General features: G+C 64.3%; 29 protein-coding genes and 2 pseudogenes. 15 read left to right on the forward strand and 16 right to left on the reverse strand.

Annotation, left to right across the window (positions count from 1 at the left end; translation table 11 throughout):
- Positions 1 to 44: 44 nt before the first annotated feature.
- The 4 genes from rplI to J7367_RS03785 all read right to left on the reverse strand — a co-directional run bounded on the left by rplI (position 45) and on the right by J7367_RS03785 (position 2155).
- Positions 45 to 494 (reverse strand): 50S ribosomal protein L9, encoded by a 450-nt coding sequence (gene rplI / locus J7367_RS03770; protein WP_057660213.1) that lies wholly within the window; start codon positions 492 to 494, stop codon positions 45 to 47.
- 247 nt (positions 495 to 741) lie between these two features.
- Positions 742 to 972 (reverse strand): 30S ribosomal protein S18, encoded by a 231-nt coding sequence (rpsR, locus tag J7367_RS03775; RefSeq protein WP_002804494.1) that lies wholly within the window; start codon positions 970 to 972, stop codon positions 742 to 744.
- An 11-nt stretch (positions 973 to 983) separates the two neighbouring features.
- Positions 984 to 1415 carry a 30S ribosomal protein S6 gene (rpsF, locus tag J7367_RS03780; RefSeq protein WP_003485869.1) on the reverse strand — a complete coding sequence of 144 codons (432 nt, stop codon included), beginning with the start codon at positions 1413 to 1415 and terminating at the stop codon, positions 984 to 986.
- Between the two features lie 401 nt (positions 1416 to 1816).
- The gene (locus tag J7367_RS03785) at positions 1817 to 2155 is read right to left on the reverse strand and encodes an iron-sulfur cluster assembly accessory protein (RefSeq protein ID WP_007966300.1); all 339 of its coding nucleotides are present in this window, start codon (positions 2153 to 2155) and stop codon (positions 1817 to 1819) included.
- 205 nt (positions 2156 to 2360) lie between these two features.
- Between J7367_RS03785 and asnS the strand changes: the two genes are divergently transcribed.
- The 5 genes from asnS to J7367_RS03810 are packed head-to-tail and all read left to right on the forward strand — an operon-like array spanning position 2361 to position 5396.
- Complete coding sequence (gene asnS / locus J7367_RS03790; protein ID WP_022559609.1) at positions 2361 to 3755, forward strand: asparagine--tRNA ligase; 1395 nt, start codon at positions 2361 to 2363, stop codon at positions 3753 to 3755.
- A gap of 28 nt (positions 3756 to 3783) precedes the next feature.
- Positions 3784 to 4134, forward strand: coding sequence for a hypothetical protein (locus J7367_RS03795; RefSeq protein ID WP_057660313.1), 351 nt, complete (start codon positions 3784 to 3786; stop codon positions 4132 to 4134).
- Positions 4131 to 4436 carry a hypothetical protein gene (locus J7367_RS03800; protein ID WP_003485878.1) on the forward strand — a complete coding sequence of 102 codons (306 nt, stop codon included), beginning with the start codon at positions 4131 to 4133 and terminating at the stop codon, positions 4434 to 4436. Before J7367_RS03795 ends, J7367_RS03800 begins: the two co-directional genes overlap by 4 nt.
- Positions 4433 to 4759 carry a hypothetical protein gene (locus J7367_RS03805; RefSeq protein WP_022559611.1) on the forward strand — a complete coding sequence of 109 codons (327 nt, stop codon included), beginning with the start codon at positions 4433 to 4435 and terminating at the stop codon, positions 4757 to 4759. The genes J7367_RS03800 and J7367_RS03805 overlap by 4 nt, the downstream gene beginning before the upstream one ends.
- 1 nt (position 4760) lies before the next feature.
- Positions 4761 to 5396, forward strand: a complete 636-nt coding sequence (locus tag J7367_RS03810) for an FMN-binding negative transcriptional regulator (protein ID WP_007966294.1) — start codon at positions 4761 to 4763, stop codon at positions 5394 to 5396.
- Between the two features lie 140 nt (positions 5397 to 5536).
- On the opposite strand, the gene J7367_RS03815 is transcribed toward J7367_RS03810, so the two are convergent.
- The 5 genes from J7367_RS03815 to J7367_RS03835 form a co-directional block, all read right to left on the reverse strand.
- Positions 5537 to 6175: a hypothetical protein gene (locus J7367_RS03815; RefSeq protein ID WP_244672255.1), complete on the reverse strand. Its 639-nt coding sequence runs from the start codon at positions 6173 to 6175 to the stop codon at positions 5537 to 5539.
- Between the two features lie 252 nt (positions 6176 to 6427).
- Positions 6428 to 6997: a ribosome-inactivating family protein gene (locus J7367_RS03820; protein WP_057660215.1), complete on the reverse strand. Its 570-nt coding sequence runs from the start codon at positions 6995 to 6997 to the stop codon at positions 6428 to 6430.
- Positions 6998 to 7279: 282 nt separating this feature from the next.
- A complete protein-coding gene (locus tag J7367_RS03825; protein ID WP_057660217.1) occupies positions 7280 to 7993 on the reverse strand; it encodes a response regulator transcription factor in 714 nt (237 codons plus the stop codon).
- Between the two features lie 372 nt (positions 7994 to 8365).
- Positions 8366 to 9235, reverse strand: coding sequence for a hypothetical protein (locus tag J7367_RS03830; RefSeq protein WP_057660315.1), 870 nt, complete (start codon positions 9233 to 9235; stop codon positions 8366 to 8368).
- 168 nt (positions 9236 to 9403) lie between these two features.
- Positions 9404 to 10114, reverse strand: a complete 711-nt coding sequence (locus J7367_RS03835; protein ID WP_057660317.1) for a hypothetical protein — start codon at positions 10112 to 10114, stop codon at positions 9404 to 9406.
- A 52-nt stretch (positions 10115 to 10166) separates the two neighbouring features.
- On the opposite strand from J7367_RS03835, the pseudogene J7367_RS03840 reads away from it, so the two are divergent.
- Positions 10167 to 10355, forward strand: a pseudogene (locus J7367_RS03840) (hypothetical protein); the annotation flags it as partial.
- Positions 10356 to 10366: 11 nt separating this feature from the next.
- On the opposite strand, the gene J7367_RS03845 reads toward J7367_RS03840, so the two are convergent.
- From J7367_RS03845 to J7367_RS03865, 5 genes are read right to left on the reverse strand one after another with little or no spacing between them, the layout of a single operon-like run.
- Positions 10367 to 10840, reverse strand: coding sequence for a hypothetical protein (locus J7367_RS03845; protein ID WP_057660218.1), 474 nt, complete (start codon positions 10838 to 10840; stop codon positions 10367 to 10369).
- A complete protein-coding gene (locus J7367_RS03850; RefSeq protein ID WP_022559618.1) occupies positions 10841 to 11101 on the reverse strand; it encodes a hypothetical protein in 261 nt (86 codons plus the stop codon).
- A gap of 47 nt (positions 11102 to 11148) precedes the next feature.
- The gene (locus tag J7367_RS03855) at positions 11149 to 11766 is read right to left on the reverse strand and encodes a DUF2589 domain-containing protein (protein ID WP_003485902.1); all 618 of its coding nucleotides are present in this window, start codon (positions 11764 to 11766) and stop codon (positions 11149 to 11151) included.
- Between the two features lie 51 nt (positions 11767 to 11817).
- Positions 11818 to 12348 carry a DUF2589 domain-containing protein gene (locus tag J7367_RS03860; RefSeq protein ID WP_057660220.1) on the reverse strand — a complete coding sequence of 177 codons (531 nt, stop codon included), beginning with the start codon at positions 12346 to 12348 and terminating at the stop codon, positions 11818 to 11820.
- Between the two features lie 42 nt (positions 12349 to 12390).
- Positions 12391 to 12927 carry an N-acetylmuramidase gene (locus J7367_RS03865; RefSeq protein WP_007966277.1) on the reverse strand — a complete coding sequence of 179 codons (537 nt, stop codon included), beginning with the start codon at positions 12925 to 12927 and terminating at the stop codon, positions 12391 to 12393.
- Between the two features lie 155 nt (positions 12928 to 13082).
- On the opposite strand from J7367_RS03865, the gene can reads away from it, so the two are divergent.
- The 9 genes and pseudogenes from can (at position 13083) to J7367_RS03910 (ending at position 22557) form a co-directional block, all read left to right on the forward strand.
- The gene (gene can / locus J7367_RS03870) at positions 13083 to 13745 is read left to right on the forward strand and encodes a carbonate dehydratase (RefSeq protein ID WP_007966275.1); all 663 of its coding nucleotides are present in this window, start codon (positions 13083 to 13085) and stop codon (positions 13743 to 13745) included.
- 85 nt (positions 13746 to 13830) lie between these two features.
- The gene (locus J7367_RS03875) at positions 13831 to 14361 is read left to right on the forward strand and encodes a 3-hydroxyanthranilate 3,4-dioxygenase (protein WP_007966273.1); all 531 of its coding nucleotides are present in this window, start codon (positions 13831 to 13833) and stop codon (positions 14359 to 14361) included.
- Between the two features lie 12 nt (positions 14362 to 14373).
- The gene (locus J7367_RS03880; RefSeq protein ID WP_139792722.1) at positions 14374 to 16554 is read left to right on the forward strand and encodes an FUSC family protein; all 2181 of its coding nucleotides are present in this window, start codon (positions 14374 to 14376) and stop codon (positions 16552 to 16554) included.
- Between the two features lie 33 nt (positions 16555 to 16587).
- Positions 16588 to 17859, forward strand: coding sequence for a kynureninase (gene kynU, locus J7367_RS03885; RefSeq protein ID WP_057660222.1), 1272 nt, complete (start codon positions 16588 to 16590; stop codon positions 17857 to 17859).
- A 171-nt stretch (positions 17860 to 18030) separates the two neighbouring features.
- On the forward strand, positions 18031 to 19398 hold the full coding sequence (locus J7367_RS03890) for an NAD(P)/FAD-dependent oxidoreductase (RefSeq protein ID WP_022559621.1): 1368 nt from the start codon (positions 18031 to 18033) through the stop codon (positions 19396 to 19398).
- Positions 19399 to 19708: 310 nt separating this feature from the next.
- Positions 19709 to 21154, forward strand: a complete 1446-nt coding sequence (gene sbcB, locus J7367_RS03895) for an exodeoxyribonuclease I (RefSeq protein ID WP_057660223.1) — start codon at positions 19709 to 19711, stop codon at positions 21152 to 21154.
- Positions 21151 to 21837, forward strand: a complete 687-nt coding sequence (locus J7367_RS03900; protein ID WP_057660226.1) for a DUF2461 domain-containing protein — start codon at positions 21151 to 21153, stop codon at positions 21835 to 21837. The genes sbcB and J7367_RS03900 overlap by 4 nt, the downstream gene beginning before the upstream one ends.
- Positions 21810 to 21914, forward strand: a pseudogene (locus J7367_RS22500) (aldo/keto reductase); the annotation flags it as partial. The gene J7367_RS03900 and the pseudogene J7367_RS22500, both read left to right, overlap by 28 nt.
- A gap of 91 nt (positions 21915 to 22005) precedes the next feature.
- A complete protein-coding gene (locus J7367_RS03910) occupies positions 22006 to 22557 on the forward strand; it encodes a DUF2939 domain-containing protein (RefSeq protein WP_057660319.1) in 552 nt (183 codons plus the stop codon).
- Positions 22558 to 22587: 30 nt separating this feature from the next.
- Here the strand turns inward: J7367_RS03910 and J7367_RS03915 are convergent, their stop codons facing one another.
- Both J7367_RS03915 and J7367_RS03920 read right to left on the reverse strand, forming a co-directional pair.
- Positions 22588 to 23544, reverse strand: a complete 957-nt coding sequence (locus tag J7367_RS03915) for a 5'-nucleotidase (RefSeq protein ID WP_007966260.1) — start codon at positions 23542 to 23544, stop codon at positions 22588 to 22590.
- 168 nt (positions 23545 to 23712) lie between these two features.
- Positions 23713 to 24489 carry an NAD kinase gene (locus J7367_RS03920; RefSeq protein ID WP_057660227.1) on the reverse strand — a complete coding sequence of 259 codons (777 nt, stop codon included), beginning with the start codon at positions 24487 to 24489 and terminating at the stop codon, positions 23713 to 23715.
- Between the last annotated feature and the right edge of the window lie 142 nt (positions 24490 to 24631).

The following is a 24631-nucleotide window of genomic DNA, read 5'->3' on the forward strand; positions in this document are numbered from 1 at the left end:
TTGATCAGACCTTCCTTAGGTCAGGTTCGCTGGCAGGCCAGCGATCAGGCGTCGGATTCGACGATGACCTTGACCGAGGTTTCCACATCCGCGTGAAGGTGCAGCACAACGTCGTATTCGCCGACATTGCGGAATGCGCCTTCGCCCAGGATCACTTCGCTCTTTTCCAGCGGCAGGCCGGCGGCGGTGAACGCCTCGGCGATGTCGCGCGGGCCAACCGAGCCGTATAGCTTGCCTTCGGTCGACGCATGCGCACCGATGGTGACGCTGGCGCCTTCGAACTTGGTGGCGCGGCTCTGTGCCTCGGCCAGGATGCTGTTGGCCTTGGCTTCGTACTCGGCGCGCTTGGTTTCGAACGCTTCAACGTTGGCAGCGGTGGCCGGCACGGCCTTGCCCTGCGGCACGAGGAAGTTGCGGCCGTAACCCGGCCTGACGCTGACCTTGTCGCCCAGGTTGCCCAGGTTGGTCACTTTCTGCAGAAGAATCAGATCCATGGTGGTACTCCGTTATTCGTTAGCGCCGGCATGTGGCGGGCGCAACGGGTGCTGTCCGAAAAGACGGGATTCGGGAATCGGGATTTGGGAATCGTAAAAGCACGATCACACCGAATCTCCAATCACCAGGCGTCTATTAATTTGATCACCCGCACAGGGACGTGCGAGTTCCTGTGAGAGACCCGCACAACGTTGTGCGGGCTTGCGAAGGAGCCGCACAACCGGCGGCCCCACTACGCGGCACTACTTAGACGTCGTGGTTGTCCGTGTACGGGATCAGCGCCAGGAAACGGGCGCGCTTGACGGCCGTGGCCAGCTGGCGCTGGTACTTGGACTTGGTACCGGTCACGCGGCTCGGCACGATCTTGCCGTTCTCGGTGAGGTACTGACGCAAGGTGTTGAGATCCTTGTAGTCGATCTCTTTGACGCCCTCGGCGGTGAACTTGCAGAACTTGCGGCGACGGAAGAACTTGGACATGACAGCGCTCCTTAAGCGGCTTCGGCGTTGTCGCCGTCGTTATCGTTGGCGGCGGGCGCTTCGCCCTCTTCGTCGTCACGACGACGACGCTCGCTACGCTCGGGCTTGTCGCCCTTCTCGTCCTTGCTCTTCATGATCAGCGACTGCTCGGTGTCGGCGCCATCGCGCTTGACGACCAGGTGACGCAGCACCGCATCGTTGAAGCGGAAGCTTTCCACCAGCTCGCTCAGCACGGCCTGGTCGACTTCGATATTGAGCAGCACGTAGTGCGCCTTCACCAGGTTCTGGATCGGATAGGCCAGCTGACGACGGCCCCAGTCTTCCAGACGGTGGATGGTGCCGTTACCGCCCTCGATCAGCGACTTGTAGCGCTCGATCATGGCCGGGACCTGCTCGCTCTGGTCCGGATGGACCAGGAACACGACTTCGTAATGACGACTCATGTTGTTTTACCTTTCGGATGTGGCCACGTGGGCCGGACAGCTCCCCGGTGGTCCGCGCAAGCGGCCGGTGGAGCAAGGGTTCCCGCCCGGAATCGAGCAGGAAGCAGGAAAGTATGGCAGTTCAATTGCTTAGCTGCAACTGGCTGGGCAATGCGGCAGCGAACAGCTGGCAGTTAACGCTTAGGGCCACTCTCCCGCCGAGAGAGGGTTTGGCGTGAGGGTGCGGAGCAAATCGATGGAGCAGTCGGCGATTCACCCTTGGCGGCGCGTAGCGACGCGCTTGTCAGTACCTGCGTTGGCAGACATCCGAGGCGCCCCCTCGTCCGCCCCTGCGGGGCACCTTCTCCCCACGAAGGAGGGCAATGTCCCACAGGGAGAAGGGATAATGCGCGCTGGCGGGCTCAGCGGTGCTCGTCCGCGGTGGTGAAGCTCTCACCGCAGCCGCATTCGGCGGTCGCGTTGGGATTGCTGAAGGTGAAGGTCTCGCTCAGGCCGTGCTTGCCGAAGTCGATGCAGGTGCCATCCACCAGCGGCAGGCTGGCGGGGTCGACGAAGATGCGCACCCCGCCCTGCTCGAAGACCGCGTCGTCGTCACGCGCCTCGCGTGCCAGGTCGGTGACATGGCCCCAGCCGGAACAACCGGTCTTGGTGACGCCAAAGCGCAGACCCAAGGCACCCGGGGTCTGCTGCACGAAACGCTGCACGCGCTCCAGCGCGGCGGGGGTGAGGCTGACGGCCATGGGGGCACTCCGAAACAGTGGCGGCAAGTATAGCGAGGCCGCAACAACCAGGCAGAACGCGGAGCTGCGGCATCTGCGACAGATGGGGGCAGTACGCGCCTGCGACAAGCGCAGCGCCCGGCAAGCTGTTCAGAATGCTCGCGCCGGCGCGGTCGCAGCCAGTAAACTCGCAGGCCATTCAAGGTCGCTACGGCGAGGAACAGTCATGACGGTGGTCAGCGTTGAACATGCGCTTGCGGGGAAGCTCCCGGAAGGCGGCGAAGTCACGGTACGGGGGTGGGTGCGCACCTTGCGCGGATCTGCCGGACTGGCCTTCATCAACGTGACCGACGGCTCGTGCTTCGCTCCGATCCAGGTGGTGGCCAACGACACGCTGCCCAATTTCGACGAGATCAAGCGCCTGACCAGCGGCTGCTCGCTGATCGCCAAGGGCGTGCTGGTGAAATCGCAGGGCAAGGGCCAGTCGTTCGAGATCCAGGCCAGTGGCGTGGACATCGTCGGCTGGGTCGAAGACCCGTTGACCTACCCGATCCAGCCCAAGCCGATGACGCCGGAGTTCCTGCGTGAAGTGGCGCATCTACGCCCGCGTACCAACCTCTTCGGTGCGGTGACCCGCATCCGCAACTGTCTGGCGCAGGCCGTGCACCGCTTCTTCCACCAGAACGGCTTCAACTGGATCAGCACACCGATCATCACCACCTCCGACGCCGAAGGCGCCGGGCAGATGTTCCGCGTCTCCACGCTGGACATGGTCAACCTGCCACGCGATGCCAGCGGCAACGTGGATTTCAGCCGCGACTTCTTCGGCAAGGAAACCTTTCTAACCGTCTCCGGCCAGCTCAACGTGGAGGCGTACTGCCTGGCGCTGAGCAAGGTCTACACCTTCGGCCCGACCTTCCGTGCCGAGAACAGCCACACCACGCGCCATCTGGCCGAGTTCTGGATGATCGAGCCGGAAATCGCCTTCGCCGATCTGGCCGAAGACGCACGCCTGGCCGAGCAGTTCCTCAAATACCTGTTCCGCGCGGTGCTCGATGAGCGTGGCGACGACCTGGCGTTCCTGGCCGAGCGCGTGGACAAGAACGCGATCGCCAAGCTCGAAGCGTTCATCAACGCACCGTTCGAGCAGATCGACTACAGCGACGCGGTGAAGCTGCTGCAGAACTCCGGCAAGAAGTTCGATTTCCCGGTGGAATGGGGCCTTGACCTGCAGACCGAGCACGAGCGCTGGCTGACCGAAGAACACATCGGCCGCCCGGTGGTGGTGACCAATTATCCCGAGCACATCAAGGCGTTCTACATGCGCTTGAACGATGACGGCAAGACCGTCGCGGCGATGGACGTGCTGGCGCCGGGCATTGGCGAAATCATCGGCGGCAGCCAGCGCGAAGAGCGCCTGGATGTGCTCGACGCGCGCATGGCGCAGTTCGGTCTGGATAAGGAGCACTACAGCTGGTACCGCGATTTCCGCCGCTACGGTTCGGTGCCGCATGCCGGCTTCGGCCTGGGCTTCGAGCGTCTGGTGGTGTACGTGTGCGGGCTGAGCAACATCCGCGACGCGATCCCCTACCCGCGCGCGCCGGGCAGCGCGGAGTTCTGAGGTGACGACCGCGGCGGCCACGGTCACCATGTACCGTCCGCTGGGGCCGGAGGAATACGCGTTGGTGCGCGAGGCCGGCTTCCGACGCTGGCCGCCGCGGTTGCCGGAGCAGCCGATCTTCTACCCGGCCGCCAACCAGCGCGACGCCGAGCAAATCGCGTCGCGCTGGAACGTCAGGGACAGCGGAGTTGGCGATGTCGCACAGTTCGCGCTACGCGCAGCGTTGGTTGAACAGTACGCCATTCAAAAAGTCGGCGGCGCCCATCACACCGAGTGGTGGATTCCGGCCGAAGCGTTGGATGCGTCGAATGAAAATATCGTCGGCCTGATTGACTTCATCGGCCGGTTCGATGCCCCGCCCACGGAGCACACTGCATGACGCTGTTCTTCGCGCTGTGTTTTGTCGGTGTCGCCGTCGCCGGGCTGACCGCGCTGCTGATCTTCTGGCCGCTGACCCTGGTGCACATGCGCGACCGCCATCCGGATGCGTTGGCCAGCTTCGGCGACCCGGCCTTCATCAGTCCCGTGGCGTTGCGCTGGTTGCTGGCCCGGGGTTACCGCAGCTACCGCGACAGCGCGCTGTCCGGTCTGGCCACACCCGCCTGGCTTTCGCTGCTCACCATCTTTTTCGGCCTGGGCATGGCGGCCCTGCTCGGCCTGCTTTCCAAGGTAATGCAATGACCACTTACGAAGACACGCTGCAGGGCGCCCACGACTCCTGGTGGCTGGCCACGATCGGCCGCACGCTGATCTGGGCGCGCCTGCGCGTCAATGAAGCCGGCACCGCCGAGGTGCTGGACAGCGACGGCAAGACGCTGCCCTACGACAGCGAAGACAGCGCACGCGCGGCCTTGTTCGATGCCGAATTCGTGGCGCTGGACGGGCTGGACGAAGAAGACGCGCTCATCCGCGGCTTTTCGCTGCATGAAGTCTCGCCACCCCAAGGTAACGACGATGCCGAGCTGCGCGCGCGCATGGTTGTGAACATGGGTGGCCGCGCCTGACATGTACGCCCCACGCGCATTTGCGCAGACCGATCTGGCCTTGCTGGACTGGCTATTCGCGCGCGATGCGTTCGTCACCCTGATCAGCCAGCGCGAGGACGGGCAGTTGGCGATCTCGCACCTGCCGGTGCTGTATCAGCGTGATGGCGAGGATGTCCTGATCGAGGGCCATTGGGCAGGCCCCAATCCGCAGGCGCGCACTCCTGGCGATGCGGTAATGGTGTTGCAGGGCCCGCATGCCTATGTCTCGCCCACCTGGTACCTGGACAAGGACGCAGCTGCGCGCGTGCCCACCTGGAACTACGCTGTTGCGCACCTGCATGGACGCTGCAGCCAGGTGAGCGATGAAGAGGCGCTGGGCAGTTTGATCGCGCGCATGAGCGCGCACTTCGAGCAGCGCGTGGGCAGCGATTGGCAGTTCGAAATCGAGCGCGACAGTCATCGCCGACAATTGCGCGGTCTGGTCGGCTTCCGCTTCGTTCCAAGCCGCATCGAGCTCACCTTCAAATTGAGCCAGAACCACCCGGCGGGCAATCAACGCAGTGTCGCTCAGTTCCTGACGCAGCAAGCCGGCCAAGACGCGCACGCGATCGCAGCATTGATGCAGGCGGCGCTGAATGCCGAAACCAGGCGCTGAGAAGCCGCAGGCGCATTGTCGGACGGCTGGTCACCAGATGGCCGGACACCTCGGCCAGGCTGACGGCCGACACCTGCAACGACCTGCGCACAGGTCATTGCAGGACTCCCTGCTTCACCAGGGATTGCCCTTGGCCGTGCTCATAGCATGATCAGCAGATGGGGGCCGTATAACTCGTCGTCGCGCCAGCTCTGCTCGTCCATGCCTGCTTCGTGCGGTGCAAGCCGATAGCGCGCCGGGTCGGCGCCCAAATTGCGGCGTGCAGCCAATGCCTCGGGCCTGGCCCAGGGCTTGTAGTGATTGGGAGAGATAAAGAAACGCGTGTTGAGATAGTCGAAGATCAATCGTACGTTGCTACATCCCTCCAGCACCACGGTGTATTCCACATAACCTGTCAGCACGCCGCTGATGCCCGAGCGTTGGCGTTGCCGGTTTTGCACATCCGCCTTGCTCCGCTGCACGATGTAGTCGTGATAACGCCCGGCACGGCCTGTCGGCGCGACGGGATAGTCGAGCACCGGAAGATAGCGGCGGCCATTGTCGTTATTTTGGTGCACATCGCGCATGGAACCGTGCACATTTTCGCCGTGCTTGGATTCAGGCACTGCATCGTAGACACCCGCTGAGCGGAAGATGGTGGCGACCAGCGTTTTCAGCGGTTCCGCCAGCGCAATGGCCGGCACCTGATAGATCGGCCGCGCGACCGCCATGCCGGAAAGTGGCTGCAGTAGCTTGCCGGCCTGGTCACGTTCAAGCATTTGCTCCAGCGATTGAATCAACTACAGATTGCCGCCTTGCCCGCCGGCAGCGGCATCTTCGGACATACCCATAGCGTTCTCCTTGTAGCGGCCAACAGAACTATTGCGCACCGCCATTCGGGCATGATCGGCACTCGGAATCGGCATGTACCCGTGTACTCCGGCCCTGAGCGCCATCCACGTCCGCCTAGCGGCGGCTCGCGACGTTTGTTGGCGGCTCTTGATGCGCAACGGCGTACGCCGCCGTTGCGGTTTGATGGACGTGGTGACGCACTACCCCAGGTCGATAATGGTCTTTTCGATGCCTTTATCGCCGGTGTACTTCGTAGATTTGACGTAGTCGATGTAGTCCTGCAACTGCAGCGGCAGCAACGCATCTCCAGTGCGCTTTTCGCGCTTGAACGTGAGCGTGTGGTCGTACATGTTCATCAACACCCGATAGCGTTCCAAGTCGACGTATTTGTGCGCGATGGCTGCCTGCATCGCCCGTTCGATCGGCTCAGAACGCGCGGCCTCGCAGATCAGACACACCACGACGCTCAATCGCTCGTTCATGGCGGTCTTGCCTTCGCCACCTTTGGACAACGCGGCAGCCAAGTCGACGCTTGTGACACTCGGAAATTTACCCGTGTGTTGATACTTGCTCAGATCGTACTTCTGATCGTTGAGAGCATAGGCGTTCAACTCGAAGTTGGGATACTTGAGAAAGTAGCGTGAGACTTCTTCGCGTGCTTCGCCCGGCACGTAGGACACCTCGATAGACTGCGCATTCGCATTGGCGTCCCGTATGTCCTTCAGCGCCTTGGCATAGCTCTCCGCTTCAAGTTTCAATGTGGTTTTCATGAAAATCTCCCTGTCAATGATGGTGCGTCGCTGGTTGCGCCGCCTGCGCCAATGGACGCAACTCCAGTGTGCGAATCGCACCCATCACCCGGTATCGGTCAAGACCGCAGATCGGGACCGGTTAGAGACGGAGCAGGGTCTGCATGCGCTTGCGTTGTACACGCTGTGGCGGTGGTCTACCGGCCACCGGTGATGCTGACAGGCGCAGGCCATCGCCTCGCGCCTGCGTACATGCACCAGCGTCCATGCGACCGGTGCGCCGCTGTGGGTAGCCAGGACGCCTCAGCCGGCACGGCGCATGTGCTGCGCTACGCACCCATCGGATGGCTCACCGCTACCGTCGATTGCTGCTTCAAGCGGAGAAAGGCCCTGCGCGATCGCATAACGGGTCAGCTGAGCGATGCTTTGGATATTGAGCTTCAACATGCAGTTTTCGCGATGCGTCCCCACGGTTTTCACGCTCAGGTGCAAGCGGTTGGCGATCTGCCTGGTGGACAGGCCCTCCGAATAGAGCTGCACGATTTCGCGCTCGCGTGAGGTGAGCCGGGTGTAGGCAGAATCGGCCTTGGCAGCACGACGCAGCCCGGCGATCAGCGAACTCGACATCTGCGGACTGATGTAGGTCTGATCCTGGATGACGCATTGAATTGCCCGCAGCAATTCGGCGAAGCGGCTGGTTCGCGCCAGATATGCTTTGGCGCCGGCTTCGAAGACTGCGCTGGCCTGCGTACAGGCATCGGACGGAGCGATACAGATTGCCCGGCTGTTGGGGCTGCGCTGCATCAAGCGCCGCGTCAGATCGATACCATTGAGGCCGGGCAGCAGGACATCCACCAGGACGATATCAGGCCGCTCTCTGGCGGCGATCTGAAGACATGCCAGCCCGTCTTCCGCATGCCCTACCACTTCGATACCCGGAACCTTTTGTAGCAAGGCGACCATCCCTTCCACGAGGATGGTGCGATCGGCAGCGACGACGATACGTGTCTTCATCATACCCTCTGGTGCACGAATGGGGACCGCGATGTGCAGCGGCTTGCACGCGGCGCGCTGCAGCGAATCGGCAGATGCTCGGCAGGAGCACTTGATCGAGCTTGTCACACGCTCATCTCCGGGCCATCGGTCTTGAACTGTTTTGGCGAGCACCAGATGCTGGTTTCGACAACGCTGCCGATGTCGCTGAGACACCGTGACGGGTATGCCTGCCTGAAGCGTGATAGGCAATTTGCGCCGACGCCGAAGCGAGCTATGCCGCACGACGCGAAAGCGCGCTGTCACCTGCTACCAGGCAGGCTGTGCCAAACCGCACGCTACGGACGGGCAGGAGAAAGGCGCACGTGCGTCTGAGCGCAGCTCATGCGCGAAAGATCAGGAATCGTCTGACATCATCTGCCTGGCAAGGCCGGTCAGTTGCTGGCGCACCTGATCCAGACGCGGGTCCGCTTGCATCTCACGCTGCAGGTCCAGCAGACCTGCGGCAAGTTCGCCACGCGCGCGGATGCTTTCGGATTCGGCCGACGCACGCTGCGACTGGATCGCGGCAGCGGCCTGTTGGCCGGAATCGCCGCGCACGACCGTTTCCATGACCTCGACCATGCGTTGCAGCAGGCGATACACCGCGCTTGCCGAGAAGCCGCCCATCATCGCCAATGCGGGCTTTCCGAACGCACCCAGACTGCTTTCAGCGAAGAGATTCTCCGGCAGCAACTCCACCAGGATCAGGCCAGCGATGAGTCCAAGGATCATACGCGCGGCATAGGAGGAATCGAAGCGCGGATCGTATGTTGCGTCGGCAACGTAACGATGGGCTTGGAACAATGCGGAAAACGCTGCACCGAGTCCGGCGCAGGCCAGGATAAACATCACATTCCAGCCCAGCGTGCTTCCTGAGGAATCGAGGAAGCCCAGCGTGATGTTGCGCTCGTTCACCAGGCTGGACATCGCCAGCCCGACCACTGAGGCCAGGCAACCGACCGAGGTCAAGGTCAAGGTGCGGATCAACGGAATCGGCCTGAGCCAGCGCAGCCAACCACCGCGCAGGCGCTCGCGCTCGATCAGCACCACCGCCTGTGGCGTTGCCGGCTGGATCGCACGCACCAGCTGTCGGTGCAGACCGGCCAATTCGCGCGCACCGGATTCGCCGTGCAAGGAGGCGCCAGGCATCACGCGAAGCTCTGCCAGCCGGCCAGGCAGATCGGGAGACATTGCCAGCCCTTGCTTCAGTGCGTAGGACACCATCGCACGGCATTCGAGCTCCAGTTGTTCGAGCACGCTGGAAAATGCCGGCCCGCCGAATTCCGTCGGCGGGACGGGCTGGGCCACTGCGCGTCGCCGTAGGCCCGCGCGCCGACTGGCTCGCTTCCACATAGATGACGTCCTTACTGGCAGACACGCCGCTACGACACCTCAAGGCATCCGCTCGAACAGCGCCGTCTCTCGCTGACCTTTCAACAGCAGTGCAAGCTCGGCACTGCCATCTGCACGAACCTGCAGACTGGCCTGGACATCACTGAGCTGACGGCAATAGCCTCTATCGTTGGCCACGACCCAGGCGTTCAGCGCACCTGCTGCACGCCCGGCATAGCGCAATTCCACTTGGCAATCCCGTGGGGCACCGTAACGCAGGCGACCGAGCACGTCTCCCGGACGGAGGGTGGTCGCCACGATCTCCAGCTGCGCGGACATCAGGCCCGCCGCGCGCCAGCGCCCGGCTTCGGCCAATCCAGCACTGCTCTGATTCAGGGCAACGACCAACGGCGAAGCGCCGCCAGACAAGGTGAGCTGCATCTCATGCGCCCCACTCTCCGCCATGTGGAGTTGGGCAACCCCGCCGGTCAGCGCCTCGCAGAACTTGCCGCCATTGCGCGACAGCAACGCGTAGCCGTCCGGCTGCGCGCGTAACTCGAGCGCGCAATTGTAGGGAGGCCCGAATCGCAGATCCGCCACCTGGGTGCCCTCGACTCCAGCCGCGCGCGCACTCAGACGGATGTAGACCGGGCCGGTACCGCCGCTGGCGGACAGGATGCCGCGCCAGTCACCAGCCGGAATCCCGCCAGCGGGAGCCGCCTGCGCTGCAGTCAGCGATAAACATAAGGCAAGTGCCGGGGTGATGCGCAAAATGCGATGACGATAGCGATGTTGACCAGCCATGAAAAAGCTCCGATAAGAAATTGGAAACAGTGGAAAGATCGATCACGCTGCCGCTCAGCACAGCGAACGCAGCGATCACCAGAACAACAACCAAGCAGATGATGAAGATGGATCGCAGCTTGCGCTGGGACTGCCGACAGAGATCCGCATGCAAGGTGGCCACATCGGTTCCCAGCCGCTCGGCGAGGGCACGGGCATCGGCGTCCGACAGCAGCAGCCTCACCGCAGTTCTCCTGGCTCGGATAGTGGCACGTCCATGAACGGATGCAGCATCCACTCCTTCAATGCGACACCATCGAACCAAAGCACGCCACGCGGACGCTCGGCTCCTTGATAGCTGATCTTCAGCGTATGCCCAGGCGTATGGCCATCTGGCGGCGCAAGACGCAATGCCAACCCGGGAGCGCCGTCGGTCTGCGTGACCGGCTGAATCTGCACGTGCAGCGTCAACGAAAATTCGCTGATTTGCTGCAGCCGCAGCGCACGCAATTGGCAGACAGGAATGGAAAACAGGGTTGCCGTTTCGGCCTGCGCCGTTTGCTCGCCATCCACGCAATGCACCCACATGTCGCACGCGGTCGCCGCGGCATTCACGACTGCAGCGTGCCGCTGGCGGCACCGCTGTTGCGCGCGTCGGACGGCCTGGTCGAGCAGCTCCACGAAGGTATCAAGGCAATAGCTTGCGCGTGCCATCTATGCCTCCGTCAGCCAGACCGGCTTGCGCTTGAACCCGACGTGGTAGCACAACCATTGCAGCACGACCTGGTGCTCGCCCAACTGCAGGATATTGAAGCTCTTCTCGATCCCGAGAATCGCCCCCTTGGGCGCTTCGCTGAGGCAGCGATTGAGCAACTGCTGCGCGGCTTCGACCTGCTCGGCGGTCTGCATCTTTGCCGGGTTGTCGCTGCCGACGACGATGCGCTTGATGTAACTGACTTCTGACAGATCAATCATCGGCAACGACTCGGATGAGGGAAAAGTACGGGACGCAACAGCGACGCTTACGGCACCGGCACAGGCGCGGTGACTTTGCGTGGGGCCGCAGCGGTCTGCAGGATGTCGAGCACACGCGACAGGCCTTCGGGCGTGCCGCGATCTTCGGCGTGCAGCGCGACGTGATACTTGGCCGAGTTATCCGAAGAGCGGGTATTTTCCTTATGACTGGACACAGAGCCCTGCACGTTGACCTTGGCCTTGAAGACGCCCCAACCGACGCTGGCCTCCAGATCCACCTTGAGGCTCTTGTCTTCGGCTTCCTTTTCCGAGAACGAGGATTTGACTTCCATATCGAAGGTCACGTCCACGGTCTGAATGCTCAGGTTGGGGACGTTGACAAGGGTCAACAACGGTACAACGATCTCGACCTCTTCCTCAGCCATCCCGGTACCGCTAGGGTCTTCGACCGGGCGCTTGAATTTGAACTGCGCGGTGCGCGTGCCGCCGTTCCCGTTGGGGTCGGCAGGGTCGGTCGGCGGCAGAAAGCCGATGACCTTGATGAAGTCGGCGGTGGCCCGCGCCAGCATGACCTGCGCATCGCAGGCTGCACGCAACGGGGCGCCGATCAGGTCTGCCATCGGCAGGCCCTTGAATTGGTCGGACATGTTGACGATATCGCTCATGGTGTTCTCCTGAAGAGTGGTTGTTTATGAAGAAAACGAAGACGGCGGGAGTTACTCTCCCTTGACCGTCTTGAACACACCTTGCGACTGCGCAAGGCGATTGATGAGACGTGCCACGCCCTCGGTCGGCTCGCTGCCTTCCACGCGCAACACGACGTGCACTGCACTGTTTCGCGCATTTTTTGCGTTGGAGCCGAGGTCGATGCCGATCTGGCCTGGCAGCGCCGGCGGCTTGGGATGCCAGTCCTCGACGACGGCCGAAACCGCCAACGCGTCCGGCACGACTGCTTCGTCCAGCTCGCTCAGTTCACCGAGCTGTGCATCGAAACTGATCTCTACATCCTTGATCCGCAGGACGTTGGACGACACCAGCGGCAACAGCGGTGCCCGATACAGGTCTTCGTCGTTCTCACCCGCCTCCGGGTGCTGCGACGGCAAGCGGATCAGGACGCTTCGGGGACGATTGTCTTCGTCGAAGATCGCACCCAGGTTGGCCATCTGGTGTTGCTCGATCCGGTCCTGGGCGTCGATGACCGCGCCGGCCAGTGCTTCGATCAGATCATTGAGGGATATCTGCGCCATGTCGGGCTCGTCGGTGGGAAGTGTCGCTGGGCCGTTACCGGCTCAGACCGGGTCGGGAAAGGAATCCACGCGCGCCAGCCAGCCCTTCAGAAACTTGCCAAGCGGCGGTCGCGCGGCGACGAGCCTGTGGTAATAGTCTTTGCGACCTGCCTTGTAGCGTGCATACAGGTCCTGCTGGTTGCTGGATGCAAGCGCCGCGAAGGTGGCGGGCCCCATGCGGCCGTCCGCGACCAACTTGCCGCCGGTCTGGCTGTTGAGTACGGTCTGCAGCAGTTTGATGGCGTTGTTGCCGGCGTTGACGTAGAAGTCGAACACGATGTTGGCTAATGGCTGCAGCGCGATCTGATCGGCGCGCAGCCGGTCCCAGTACTGCGCCTTGTAGATGACCCCGGCCTGGGCGTCGGTCAACGCACGCAGGTTCGCCAGACTTGGCTCGATGCCCAGCAGGTCCTGCGCGCAGGCCTTGAAGGTCAGCAGGGTGATGCCCTTGTTGGTGGCTCCGCCCGGATCGACGGGATCGTTGACGAAACCGCCTTCGTGTTTGAGCAAGGTCGGAAAGAACGCGTTGAAGTCGGCCATCGGCGCCACCTGTTGAGTTGATCGGTGGCGCCAGTTTCCCCAGGGGTGCGCTGGCCGGACATCGGTCGTTCGCCGAGACCGGGAAGCCTGAAAGCTGATTCATCCTGGGCGCTCGTCGAAGCCGCCACGACCACATTTTCTGGAATACTGCGCGCATGAACGAGCTTAACCACCTGCTTGAAAACAACCGCGCCTGGTCCGAGCGTATCCGCCGCGAGGATCCGGAATTCTTTTCCAAACTCTCGACCCAACAGACGCCGGAATATCTGTGGATCGGCTGCTCCGATTCGCGCGTGCCGGCCAACCAGATCATCGACATGGCGCCGGGCGAAGTGTTCGTGCACCGGAATATCGCCAACGTGGTGGTGCATACCGACCTGAATTGCCTGTCGGTGATCCAGTTCGCGGTGGACGTGCTCAAGGTCAAGCATGTGCTGGTGGTCGGCCATTACGGCTGCGGCGGCGTGTTCGCCAGCCTGACCCAGAAGCGCATGGGGCTGGTCGACAACTGGATCCGCCACGTCACCGACGTGGCCGACAAGCACGAAGCCTGCCTGCACAACGCGGGCGAACTGTCGGTGCAGCACGCGCGCCTGTGCGAGCTCAACGTGCTCGAACAAGTGGTCAACGTGTGCCGCACCACCATCGTGCATGACGCCTGGGAGCGTGGCCAGCAATTGAGCGTGCATGGCTGGGTATACAGCCTGCGCGATGGCCGCGCGCACGACCTGGGCATGTCGATCGACCGCCCCGAGCTGCTGCAGGAACGCTATGACGCAGCGCTGGCGCAGATCCGGGCAGATCACACCGAGCGCTGAGCCGTACGCACACGTGGCCGGCCGCAGCGTCCATCGGACATCGGCGGCCGGCTGAGCCGGATATCTTCTTTGCCGAGAAACGTCGATGCTGATCCCGCCAATCAACCTGCACGCCTGGATCGAGGAACACCGCCACCTGCTCAAACCGCCGGTGGGCAACAAGTGCATCCAGCAGGATGGCTTCATCATCATGGTTGTCGGCGGGCCGAACGCGCGCACCGACTATCACTACGACGAAGGCCCGGAGTGGTTCTTCCAGCTCGAGGGCGAAATGGTGTTGAAGGTGCAGGACGAGGGCGTGGCGCGCGACATCCCGATCCGTGCCGGCGAAGTCTTTCTGCTGCCACCCAAGGTGCCGCATTCGCCGCAACGCGCGGCCGGCTCGATCGGCCTGGTGATCGAGCGCGAGCGCCTGTCCACCGAGCAGGACGGCCTGCAATGGTATTGCCCGCAGTGCAATCACAAGTTGTATGAAGCGATGTTTCCGCTGAAAAACATCGAAACCGACTTCCCGCCGGTGTTCGATCGCTTCTACCGCTCGCTCGCGCTGCGCACCTGTTCGCAGTGCGGGCATCTGCATCCTGCGCCTGAGCGCTATGCCACCGTCGAGGATTGACAGCCTAATGGCATGCGATCGCGCACAGCAGGTGTGGCGCTCGCATGCTCTGAAACCGGCACCATGCTGCGCGCACTGATCGACCTCAAACCGCGCGACGTGCCCTTGCGCGTCGCGCTGCGCAACACCGCTGCAGTCGTCCTGCCGCTGGCGGTCGGCGTGGCGACCGGGCAGGTTGCCGCCGGTTTGGCGGTGTGCAGCGGCGCGCTCAATACCATGTTCTCCGACCAGCCCGGGCCGTATCGTGCGCGTCTGCAACGCATGTTGATGGCAGCCCTGGCGGCCGGCCTGGCTGCCTTGCTCGGCATCTGGGTCGGCCACCATACGCCGGCGCTGGTGCTGGCCGGCCTGTTGCTCGGCCTGGGCGGCGGCTTGCTGGTGGCGCTCGGTCCGGTGGCCGCGCGGGTGGGCCTGACCAGCATGATCCTGCTGGTCGTCAGCGCAGACATGCGGCTGCCGGTGCAGCAGGCACCCGGTGTGGCGGCGCTGATCTTCGCTGGCGGCCTGCTGCAGGTGGTGCTGGCGTTGGCGGCGTGGCCGCTGCAGCGTTATCGCCCGGAACGCTTTGCATTGGCAGACCTGATGCGTCAGCTGGCCGGCAGCGCGCGGCAGCGCCCGGATGCCAGTGCGGCGCCGCCTGCGACGCAGGAAGTACTCGACGCGATGGTGATGCTGCACGGCGAGCATCGCTCGCGCGCGATCGCGGTGCAGAGCTTTCGCATCATCGCCGAACTGTGCGATCGCGTGCGGCTGGAGCTGCTGTCGTTGGCCGATGCCGAGACGCGCCTGACCGACTCGCAGGCGCGCCCGGCGATCGAACGCGTGCACGAACGCAGTGCCATCGTGCTGGAACAGCTCGCGCACGCGATGACCATGGGCGAAGACCCGCAGGCAGCCAGTGCATCGATGACCGGTTTCGACGATCTGGTCGGGGCATTGGCACAGTTTCAGCACGACAACGCCAATACGCGCGAACGCCGCCTGGTGCGCGTCGCCGTCGCGCGCGCACAGGGCCTGGGCGGCCAGCTACGCGCGCTGATCCGCAACGCGCACTGGGCCAGCAGCCGTGGCGAAATCCAGGCGCAACTGGCCGAAGCGCGGCTGCCGTCGGCGCTGCGCCCGGCCGCGACCTGGGCCACGTTGCGCGCAAATCTTGACCTGTCGTCGGTCGCCTTCCGGCACGCGTTGCGTTGCGGCGTGTGCCTGGCGCTGGCCATCGCCTTCCAGCGCTGGCAGCAAATCCCGCACGGATTCTGGATTCCGATGACCACCGCCATCGTGCTCAAACCGGATTTCGGCGGCACCTTCAGCTTTGGCGCGTTGCGCGTGGCCGGCACCTTCGTCGGCCTGTTGCTGGCCACCTTGCTTGCGCATCTGGCGATGGACGGCGCCAGCATCCGTATGGCCCTGCTGGCGCTGTTTTGCCTTGGGTTTCGATTGCTGACGCAGGTGAACTACGGCATCGGCGTGGCGTTTTTGACCGGCATGCTGGTGCTGCTGCTGTCCTTCGAAGGCGTGGCACCGGGCGAAGCGGTCGGCGCGCGTCTGCAGGCGACCGTGGCCGGCAGCGCGCTGGCGCTGGTCGCCTATGCACTGTGGCCCACCCGCGAACGCCGGCAGATTCGCGCCTCGCTGGCGCAATTGCTCAGCGCATATCGCGACCATCTGCGCCATTTGCTGCTCGGCCAGATGGAGGGCCTGAGCGATACGCGTGCCGCCGCGCGTGTTGCACGCACCAATGCCCAGGCCTCGATCGAGCGTTTGCGTGGCGAACCGCGCAGCCACCGCAACCTGCAGGAGCTCAAGCTGGCCGAATCGCTGCTGGCCAATGGCAACCGGCTGATCCGCGCCAGCCTGTTGCTGGAAGCGGTGCTGCGCGATGGCCATCCGCTACCCACGCTGGACGCGTTGCCCAGCTTTGCGCAGCAGGCCGATGAGGCGCTGTCCGCGGTGATCGACGGCCTGCGCACTGGCGGCACCCCTGCCGCGGCTACCTTGCGCAACGCCGAGCGCCAGCTTTCCGATGCGTTGGCCGCATTGCCCGACAGTTCCCCAGCCACCGCCGCGCTGGCCGACACCATCGACCGCGTTACAGACAGCATCGGCACGCTCACCCACCTGCTGCGCGCTGCCCGACCGGCCTCGGCCGGCGCGCCGGCCGGGCATGACGGCATGCACGATGACGGCAGGTAAACTGCCGCCCTGATCCGTGTTGCGAGCCCGACGATGACCGACCCGCTGTCCCGCGCCCATGCTGCTGCACTGGATGCCGCCGACCCGCTGCGCAACCTGCGCGATGCGTTCGTGTTCCCGCAACACGGCGATGGCGATCAGACCTATTTCGTCGGCAATTCGCTCGGCCTGCAGCCGCGCGCGGCCCGCGCGATGGTGGACGAAGTGCTCGACCAGTGGGGCGCGCTGGCGGTGGAAGGCCACTTCACCGGCCCGACCCAATGGCTGACGTACTACCAGTTGGTGCGCGACGCGCTGGCACGCGTGGTCGGTGCGCAACCTGGCGAAGTGGTGGCGATGAACACCCTCAGCGTCAATCTGCATCTGATGATGGCGAGCTTCTATCGTCCCACTGCCGAGCGCGGCGCGATCCTGATCGAAGCTGGCGCATTTCCATCCGACCTCCATGCGGTGGAATCGCAGCTGCGCCTGCACGGGCTGGACCCGGCCACGCATCTGATCGAAGTGGAAGCCGACGAACCCAACGGCACCGTGTCGATGTCGGCCATCGCCGAGGCCATTGCGCAGCATGGTCCGCGCCTGGCGCTGGTGCTGTGGCCGGGCATCCAGTACCGCACCGGGCAGGCCTTCGACCTGGCCGAAATCGTGCGGCTGGCGCGCGCGCAGGGCGCGGCGGTGGGTTTCGATCTGGCGCATGCGGTGGGCAATCTCCCGCTGACCCTGCACGACGACGGCGCGGATTTCGCGGTGTGGTGCCACTACAAATATCTCAACGCCGGCCCCGGCGCGGTGGGCGGTTGCTTCGTGCACGCGCGGCATGCAACGAGGGAACTGCCGCGCATGGCCGGCTGGTGGGGACATGAGCAGCAGACCCGCTTCCGCATGGACCCGCAGTTCGTGCCCTCGCCCGGTGCCGAAGGTTGGCAGCTGAGCAATCCACCGGTGCTGGCGCTGGCACCGCTGCGCGCCTCGCTGGCGTTGTTCGACCAGTCCGGCATGGCTGCATTGCGCGCCAAGTCCGAACAGCTCACCGGACATCTGGAACAGCTGATCCACGCACGGGTGCCGCAAGTGCTGCAGATCGTCACGCCGGTAGAACCAGCGCGGCGCGGTTGCCAGCTCTCGCTGCGGGTGGCCGGCGGACGCGCACAGGGCCGCGCGTTGTTCGAGCACCTGCACGCAGCCGGCGTGCTAGGCGACTGGCGCGAACCGGACGTGATCCGTATTGCGCCTGTGCCGCTGTACAACCGCTTCAGCGATCTGCATACCTTCGTGGAACAGGTGCAAGCCTGGGCGGCTGCTTGAGCGCGGCAGTCTGACTGCAGTGCCACCAGCGCACCTGTACGGCACGCGCAATCGCCGCGCGCCCACGTACACTCCCAGCCCGCCCGGCGTTGCTGTCAGGGTCGCCGTCGTTGCCAGTCGCTGTCTTCCCCTTTTCGCCGGCGCTGCGTCCGGCTGCTTCCGGACATTGCATTGAGCCCAGTTTCTCCGCGTTCCCTGACCCTGATCGGCGCCGGTCTGGCCGGTTGTCTGCTGGCCATCCTGCTGTCGCGTCGCGGCTGGCAGGTCACCGTGTACGAACGGCGTGGCGACCCGCGCATCAAGGGTTACGAGTCCGGCCGCTCGATCAATCTGGCGCTGGCCGAACGCGGCCGGCATGCGCTGCGCCAGGCCGGCGCCGAAGATGCGGTGATGGCCAAGGCGGTGATGATGCGTGGGCGCATGGTGCACCCGTTGGTCGGGCAACCGCAGCTGCAACGCTACGGGCGCGACGATAGCGAGGTGATCTGGTCGATCCACCGCGCCGCGCTGAATGTCGCCCTGCTCGATCTGGCCGAACAGGCCGGCGCGCGCGTGCACTTCTACCGCCGCCTGCACACGGTGGATTTCGACGCCGGCTATGCACGCTTCATCGACGACCGCGACGACCAGCCGCACGAGATCCACTTTCAGAGCCTGATCGGCAGCGATGGCGCCGGCTCGGCGTTGCGCGCGGCGATGCAGCGCAAGTCGCCGCTGGGCGAACGCACCGAATTCCTCGATCACTCGTACAAGGAACTGGAAATTCCGCCGCAGCCCGGCGGCGGATTCCGGATCGAAGGCAACGCACTGCATATCTGGCCGCGCGGGCGCTACATGTGTATCGCGCTGCCCAACGATGGCGGGACGTTCACCGTCACCCTGTTCTTGCCCAACGCCGGCGAGCCGAGCTTCGCCACCACGCGTACCGGCGATGAAGCATTCGCCTTGTTCGCACGCGATTTCCCGGACGCATTACCGCTGATTCCGCAACTCAAGGAACATTGGGAAGAGCATCCGCCGGGGCTGCTCGGCACGCTGACCCTGGATCGCTGGCATCTGGATGGCCGCGCACTGCTGATCGGCGACGCCGCCCATGCGATGGTGCCGTTCCATGGCCAGGGCATGAATTGCGCATTCGAAGATTGCGTGGCACTGGCAGATCAGCTGGACGCGCACGACGACCTGGCCAGCGCGTTCGCCGCCTTCGAGGCTGCGCGTCGCGACGATGCGGCGGCGATCCAGCAGATGGCGCTGGAGAACTACCTGGAAATGCGCGACCGCGTTGACGACCCCGACTTCCTGCTGCAGCGCGAGCTCGAACAGCAGCTGCAGGCGCGCTGGCCCACCCGCTTCGTGCCGCACTACACCATGGTGACGTTCCTGCGCACGCGCTATTCGATTGCGCTGGCGCGCAGCGAGATCCAGCGCGAGATCCTGGTGCAGGCCACGCGCGGGCACAGCGATCTGTCGCGCATCGACTGGGCCGCCCTGGAAGCGGTTGTGCACGCACGCCTGGAGCCGCTGGACGGCGCACACTGACGTCTGCGAAGGACACGGCGGACGGCATTGATGCTTGCACGGGCGACGGTGACGTACCGGCTTGCGATTGGCGTGGGGGAAGGATGTCTCTTCGGTGCGGGGCCTGCAGCTGCCAGGCACCTGCAGCGCCCCAGTGTAGTGATTAGCGCCTGACAAAGCCGCACCCGGCCCGCTACGCGAGCGCTTCGCCCGTGGACGTGGCTCGCCTCTGGCAGGGCGACGCCTTCTCGTGACGTTGCCGCAATGAGGGATACTAGGCGGCACCGGCAGCGCATACGCCGTGCGCCGCGCATCTGGATGTCGTACCCGCATGCCTGACAGCTTTCTCTTCTACGACCTGGAAACCTTCGGCCAGGATCCACGCCGCACCCGCATCGCACAGTTCGCTGCAGTGCGCACCGACGCGCAACTGCGCATGATCGAAGAGCCCATCAGCTTTTTCGTGCAGCCGGCCGACGATCTGCTGCCCTCGCCCTACGCCACCATGGTCACCGGCATCACCCCGCAGCACGCGCTGCGCGAAGGCGTCACCGAGGCCGAGGCGTTTTCACGCATCGCCGAACAGATGGGCCGACCGCAGACCTGCACGCTGGGCTACAACTCGATCCGCTTCGACGACGAATTCATCCGCTGCGGCCTGTTCCGCAATTTCTACGACCCATACGAGCGCGAGTGGCGTGGCGGCAATTCGCGCTGGGATTTACTGGATGTGCTGCGACTGGTCCATGCGCTGCGCCCGGACGGCATCGTCTGGCCACAGCGCGAGGATGGCGCCACCTCGTTCAAGCTGGAGCACCTGGCCGATGCCAACGATGTGCGCGAAGGCGATGCGCACGAAGCCTTGTCGGACGTGTACGCCACCATCGGCATGGCGCGCAAATTCCAGCAGCACCAGCCAAGGTTGTGGGACTACGCGCTGCGCCTGCGCGACAAGCGCTTTGCAGCCACCTTGCTGGATGTCATCGCGATGCAACCGGTGCTGCATATTTCGCAGCGTTATCCCGCCTCGCGCCGGTGCGCCGCGGCGGTATTGCCGCTGACGCGCCACCCGCGCATCGACAGCCGCGTGATCGTATTCGATCTGGACGGCGACCCGGAGGTGCTGTTGCGGCTCAGCCCCGACGATATTGCAGACCGCCTGTATATCCGCGCCGCAGACCTGCCGGAAGGCGAACAGCGTATTCCGCTAAAAGAAGTGCATCTGAACAAGTCGCCCGCGCTGGTGGCCTGGCAGCATCTGCGCGCTGCAGATTTTGAGCGCCTGGGTGTGGATCACGACGCGGTGGTGGCCAAGGCGGCACGGTTGCGCGCACTGGGCCCTGAACTTGCCGAGAAGGTGCGCCAGGTCTATGGCAGCGAGCGCGCCGCGGCCGCGGCGGTCAACGATGCCGACGCCTCGCTCTACGATGGCTTTCTGGCCGAAGGCGACAAACGCCTGCTTGCGCAGGTCCGCGCCAGCGCGCCGGACGACCTGGGCGCGCTGGAAGCGCGCTTTCGCGATCCGCGCCTGATCGAGCTGCTGTTTCGCTACCGCGCGCGCAACTGGCCGCAGACACTCTCGTTCGAGGAACAGGAGCGCTGGAACGTGTATCGCCGCCAGCGCCTGCTCGAAGACCGCGGCCTGGGCGAAGTCACCCTGGAGCAATACCACGCGCAGATCGCGGATTTACGGGGTGCTCACCCCGACGATGCTACCAAGCAAGCCCTACTCGACCAGCTCGCCGCCTGGGGTTCGGACCTCCAACGCACGTTATGACCACCTACTTTTCCGACGCCAGCTTCAAGTTCCTGCGCGCCCTGGCCCGCCACAACGACAAGACCTGGTTCAACGACCATCGGCATCAGTACGAGGCGCACGTGCGCCAGCCGTTCCTGCAGCTGATCACCGATCTGCAGCCGGCACTGGCACAGGTGAGCGAACACTATCGCGCCGATCCCAAGACCCAGGGCGGCTCGCTGTTCCGCATCTATCGCGATGCGCGGTTTTCCAACGACAAGTCGCCGTACAAGAACTGGCAAGGCGCGCGCCTGTTCCATGAGCGCCGCCGCCAGGTGCCGGCGCCATCGTTCTATCTCCATCTGCAGCCCGGCGAAAGTTTTGTCGGCGCCGGCCTGTGGCATCCGGAGCCGGACACGCAACGCAAGCTGCGCCAGTTCATTTTCGACAACCCCGGCAGCTGGAAGGCCGCCGCGCATAACCCGAAACTGCTGCGCAAATTCAGCCTGGACGACAGCGAAAAACTGGTGCGCGCACCGCGCGGCTTCCCCAATGATTTCGAGTTCATCGACGATCTCAAGCACCGCAACTGGGCTTACTTGCGTCACCTGGACGACAGCATCATGACCGGGCCGCGACTGCGCCAGACCATCGAGGCGGACCTGGTGATCCTGGCGCCGTTCGTCGATTACCTGTGCGCGGCCTTGGACCTGGAATTTTGACGACACAGGATCTGCCGCTTGGCCAGCAGCGCCGGACGCTGGGCCTCACCAGGCTATTGGTCGCGCCGATCGGTTTGGACTACAACGCGCTGCAGTCGGCGATGGCCTCAGCTCCCCCAGTCATTGATCTTCACCTGTCGCGGCCGCGAATGCGGCAGTCTGGGCGGCATGAAAAAAGCCATCGGCGTCCTCATCGCTTTCCTGCTGACCGTCACTGCGTGGTGGTTCGGCGGGCCTTACATGACCATGCATGGCCTGTCCAAGGCCATCGAGCAACGCGACAGCGCTGCACTGGAACGTTATGTCGACTTCCCGCGTGTGCGCAGCAGCCTGCGCGCCCAGCTCAACGATTATCTGGTACGGCAAGCCGGTCCAGACCTCGCCGCCAGTCCGTGGGGCACGTTGCTGTATGGCCTGGGGAACCAACTCGGTGGTGCAGCGGTGGATACGCTGGTGACGCCGATCGGCATCGGTGCACTGTTGCAGGGGCATGTGCTGTGGAAGCGCGGCCGCAATGAACTGCAGGGCGGCGACCCCTTCGGCCCCACCGAGCCAGCGCGACCGCTGAAAAACGCCGAACACCGCTTCGAGGCGCTGGACCGCTTCGTGATCGACGTCGAACGCCCCCCCGGCGAGCCACCACTGAAGGTGGTGCTGGAACCACAGGGGTTGCGCTGGAAGGTGGTGGACCTCCAGTTGGCGATGTCACCGGCGTCATGATGCCGGCTGAGCGACGTAGCCGCCTTCGCCTTACCCTTCGTTGGCCACACCGTGCGGCACATGGCCGGCGGCCACATGCTGATGCTGGCGAGCACTGTCGATGTTGTGCTGCGAGTCGTCGAAGAAGATATCCGCACCAAACGCCTGAAGGAACGGGCCCTTGTGACGCCCGCCAAGGAACAGCGCCTCGTCCAGACGCACGCCCCACTCGCGCAACGTGCGGATCACCCGCTCATGCGCCGGTGCCGAGCGCGCGGTGACCAGCGCCGTGCGGATCGGCGAGGCCTGGCCGGGCGGAAAGGCCGCCTGCAAGGTATGCAGCGCCGACAGGAAGTTACGGAACGGCCCCACCGACAACGGCTCGCGCGCGCGTTCGCGCTCGTGACGCCCGAAGGCTTCCACGCCCTGCTCGCGCGAGATACGTTCGCTCTCGTCGCCGAAGATCACCGCATCGCCATCGAAGGCGATCCGCAGCTGCGTCGACAGCCGGCTTTCGTCGTTGTCCACGATTGCCGCGGCAGCCTCGGCGCGTTCGCCCAGTGCGCGCGGCATGATGGTCGCCGCCGCGATGCCATGGCTCAGCGCGCGGCGCACCGATTCCGGATTGGCCGACAGGAACAGATCGGTCCCGAATGGCTTGACGTAGGGCCAGGTCGGCTCGCCCGAGGTGAAGGTGGCACGCACGATGCCCAGGTTGTAATGCTGGATCGAGTTGAAGATGCGCAGACCGGTATCGGCGGAATTGCGTGACAGCAGGATGACTTCCACCCGCGGCGCGTCCTCGGGCACATCGTGATTGAGCGCCAGCAGCTTGCGCACCACCGGGAACGCGACGCCAGGTTGCAGGATGTCGTCCTCATGCTCGCGCTGGAACGCCGAATACGCCTCCACTCCGTCGGCCTCGAACAGGGCATGGCCTTCTTCGAGATCGAACAGGGCGCGCGAGGTCACCGCGACGGTCAATAACCTTGGGGAGTTGTCGGGCATTGGGGGGGCCGGGATTGGGGATTTGGGATTGGTTTAAAGCAGGAACTGGAGGTCGGGATTTGATCGCCCATCCGCGCAGCATCGTAGCGCGTGCGCGCGATTCTAAAGACGACGTGGCACGCTGCTGCCGTTGCCAATCCCGAATCTCGAATCCCAAATCCCCGCTCCTCAAACCGCAAACTGCTCGCTGAAGATGCGCTCTTCCAGATTGTGTTCGGGATCGAACAACAACGTGACCTGGCGCTGCGCCGATTCGCGGATGGTCACTTCGACCACGTCGCGAATTTCGTGCGAGTCGGCGGTGACGCTGACCGGGCGCTTGTACGGGTCGAGCACGCGAAAGCGTACTTCGGTATCTGCCTTGAGGATTGCGCCGCGCCAGCGTCGCGGACGATACGGTGCGATCGGCGTCAGCGCCAGCGTATGCGAGCCCAGCGGCAGGATCGGCCCGTGCGCGGAATAGTTGTACGCCGTGCTGCCGGCAGGCGTGGCCACCATCACGCCATCGCCGATCAGCTCGGCGATGCGGGTCTGGCCATTGAGATCAATGCTGAGATGCGCGGCCTGCCGGGTCTGCCGCAACAGCGAGACCTCGTTATAGGCCAGCGAGCCGGCGCTGGCCCCGGATTCGGTGTGTACCTGCATTTCCAGCGGCCGCAGATACGCCGGCTCGGCGCGCTGCAGGCGCTCGAGCAGGTCGTCCTCGTTGTCGCGGTACTGGTTCATCAAAAAGCCGACCGAGCCCAGCTTCATGCCGAACACCGGCTTGTCGGAGGCGCCATGCCGGTGCAGCGTTTGCAGCATGAACCCATCGCCGCCCAGCGCACAGACGATGTCGGCGCTGTCCAGCGCATGGTCGCCATAGCGCTGCGTCAGGCGCGCGCGCGCGGCCACCGCCGGCTCGGCGGGGCTGGCAAGAAAAGCGATGCGAGGTGGTGCGGTCATCGTTGACTCCAGAGCATGCGAATCAGCATACCGCAGCCCCGTGCTGGGCTTGTTGTGGGCCGGTTGCGATCATGTCCCACCCGTCCCCACCTGCACGACAGCGGTCGCGTCGCCGCAAGCACCGCTCCCGAGCCTGCACGCA

The sequence above is a fragment of the Xanthomonas sp. D-36-1 genome, assembly GCF_017746155.1.
Classification (GTDB): Bacteria; Pseudomonadota; Gammaproteobacteria; order Xanthomonadales; family Xanthomonadaceae; genus Xanthomonas; species Xanthomonas cissicola.

Excerpts from the sequence above, each read along its gene's own strand:
- J7367_RS03820 (WP_057660215.1), bottom strand. The coding sequence starts at position 6,997 with ATGAAAACCACATTGAAACTTGAAGCGGAGAGCTATGCCAAGGCGCTG.
- can (WP_007966275.1), top strand. The coding sequence starts at position 13,083 with ATGAACGAGCTTAACCACCTGCTTGAAAACAACCGCGCCTGGTCCGAG.
- J7367_RS03800 (WP_003485878.1), top strand. The coding sequence starts at position 4,131 with ATGACGCTGTTCTTCGCGCTGTGTTTTGTCGGTGTCGCCGTCGCCGGG.
- J7367_RS03850 (WP_022559618.1), bottom strand. The coding sequence starts at position 11,101 with ATGATTGATCTGTCAGAAGTCAGTTACATCAAGCGCATCGTCGTCGGC.
- J7367_RS03795 (WP_057660313.1), top strand. The coding sequence starts at position 3,784 with ATGTACCGTCCGCTGGGGCCGGAGGAATACGCGTTGGTGCGCGAGGCC.
- J7367_RS03810 (WP_007966294.1), top strand. The coding sequence starts at position 4,761 with ATGTACGCCCCACGCGCATTTGCGCAGACCGATCTGGCCTTGCTGGAC.
- J7367_RS03860 (WP_057660220.1), bottom strand. The coding sequence starts at position 12,348 with ATGGCGCAGATATCCCTCAATGATCTGATCGAAGCACTGGCCGGCGCG.
- J7367_RS03900 (WP_057660226.1), top strand. The coding sequence starts at position 21,151 with ATGACCACCTACTTTTCCGACGCCAGCTTCAAGTTCCTGCGCGCCCTG.
- asnS (WP_022559609.1), top strand. The coding sequence starts at position 2,361 with ATGACGGTGGTCAGCGTTGAACATGCGCTTGCGGGGAAGCTCCCGGAA.
- kynU (WP_057660222.1), top strand. The coding sequence starts at position 16,588 with ATGACCGACCCGCTGTCCCGCGCCCATGCTGCTGCACTGGATGCCGCC.
- J7367_RS03825 (WP_057660217.1), bottom strand. The coding sequence starts at position 7,993 with ATGATGAAGACACGTATCGTCGTCGCTGCCGATCGCACCATCCTCGTG.
- J7367_RS03805 (WP_022559611.1), top strand. The coding sequence starts at position 4,433 with ATGACCACTTACGAAGACACGCTGCAGGGCGCCCACGACTCCTGGTGG.
- J7367_RS03915 (WP_007966260.1), bottom strand. The coding sequence starts at position 23,544 with ATGCCCGACAACTCCCCAAGGTTATTGACCGTCGCGGTGACCTCGCGC.
- J7367_RS03855 (WP_003485902.1), bottom strand. The coding sequence starts at position 11,766 with ATGAGCGATATCGTCAACATGTCCGACCAATTCAAGGGCCTGCCGATG.
- sbcB (WP_057660223.1), top strand. The coding sequence starts at position 19,709 with ATGCCTGACAGCTTTCTCTTCTACGACCTGGAAACCTTCGGCCAGGAT.
- rplI (WP_057660213.1), bottom strand. The coding sequence starts at position 494 with ATGGATCTGATTCTTCTGCAGAAAGTGACCAACCTGGGCAACCTGGGC.
- J7367_RS03920 (WP_057660227.1), bottom strand. The coding sequence starts at position 24,489 with ATGACCGCACCACCTCGCATCGCTTTTCTTGCCAGCCCCGCCGAGCCG.
- rpsR (WP_002804494.1), bottom strand. The coding sequence starts at position 972 with ATGTCCAAGTTCTTCCGTCGCCGCAAGTTCTGCAAGTTCACCGCCGAG.
- J7367_RS03875 (WP_007966273.1), top strand. The coding sequence starts at position 13,831 with ATGCTGATCCCGCCAATCAACCTGCACGCCTGGATCGAGGAACACCGC.
- J7367_RS03910 (WP_057660319.1), top strand. The coding sequence starts at position 22,006 with ATGAAAAAAGCCATCGGCGTCCTCATCGCTTTCCTGCTGACCGTCACT.
- rpsF (WP_003485869.1), bottom strand. The coding sequence starts at position 1,415 with ATGAGTCGTCATTACGAAGTCGTGTTCCTGGTCCATCCGGACCAGAGC.
- J7367_RS03785 (WP_007966300.1), bottom strand. The coding sequence starts at position 2,155 with ATGGCCGTCAGCCTCACCCCCGCCGCGCTGGAGCGCGTGCAGCGTTTC.
- J7367_RS03830 (WP_057660315.1), bottom strand. The coding sequence starts at position 9,235 with ATGGTGTCCTACGCACTGAAGCAAGGGCTGGCAATGTCTCCCGATCTG.
- J7367_RS03880 (WP_139792722.1), top strand. The coding sequence starts at position 14,374 with ATGCGATCGCGCACAGCAGGTGTGGCGCTCGCATGCTCTGAAACCGGC.
- J7367_RS03845 (WP_057660218.1), bottom strand. The coding sequence starts at position 10,840 with ATGGCACGCGCAAGCTATTGCCTTGATACCTTCGTGGAGCTGCTCGAC.
- J7367_RS03865 (WP_007966277.1), bottom strand. The coding sequence starts at position 12,927 with ATGGCCGACTTCAACGCGTTCTTTCCGACCTTGCTCAAACACGAAGGC.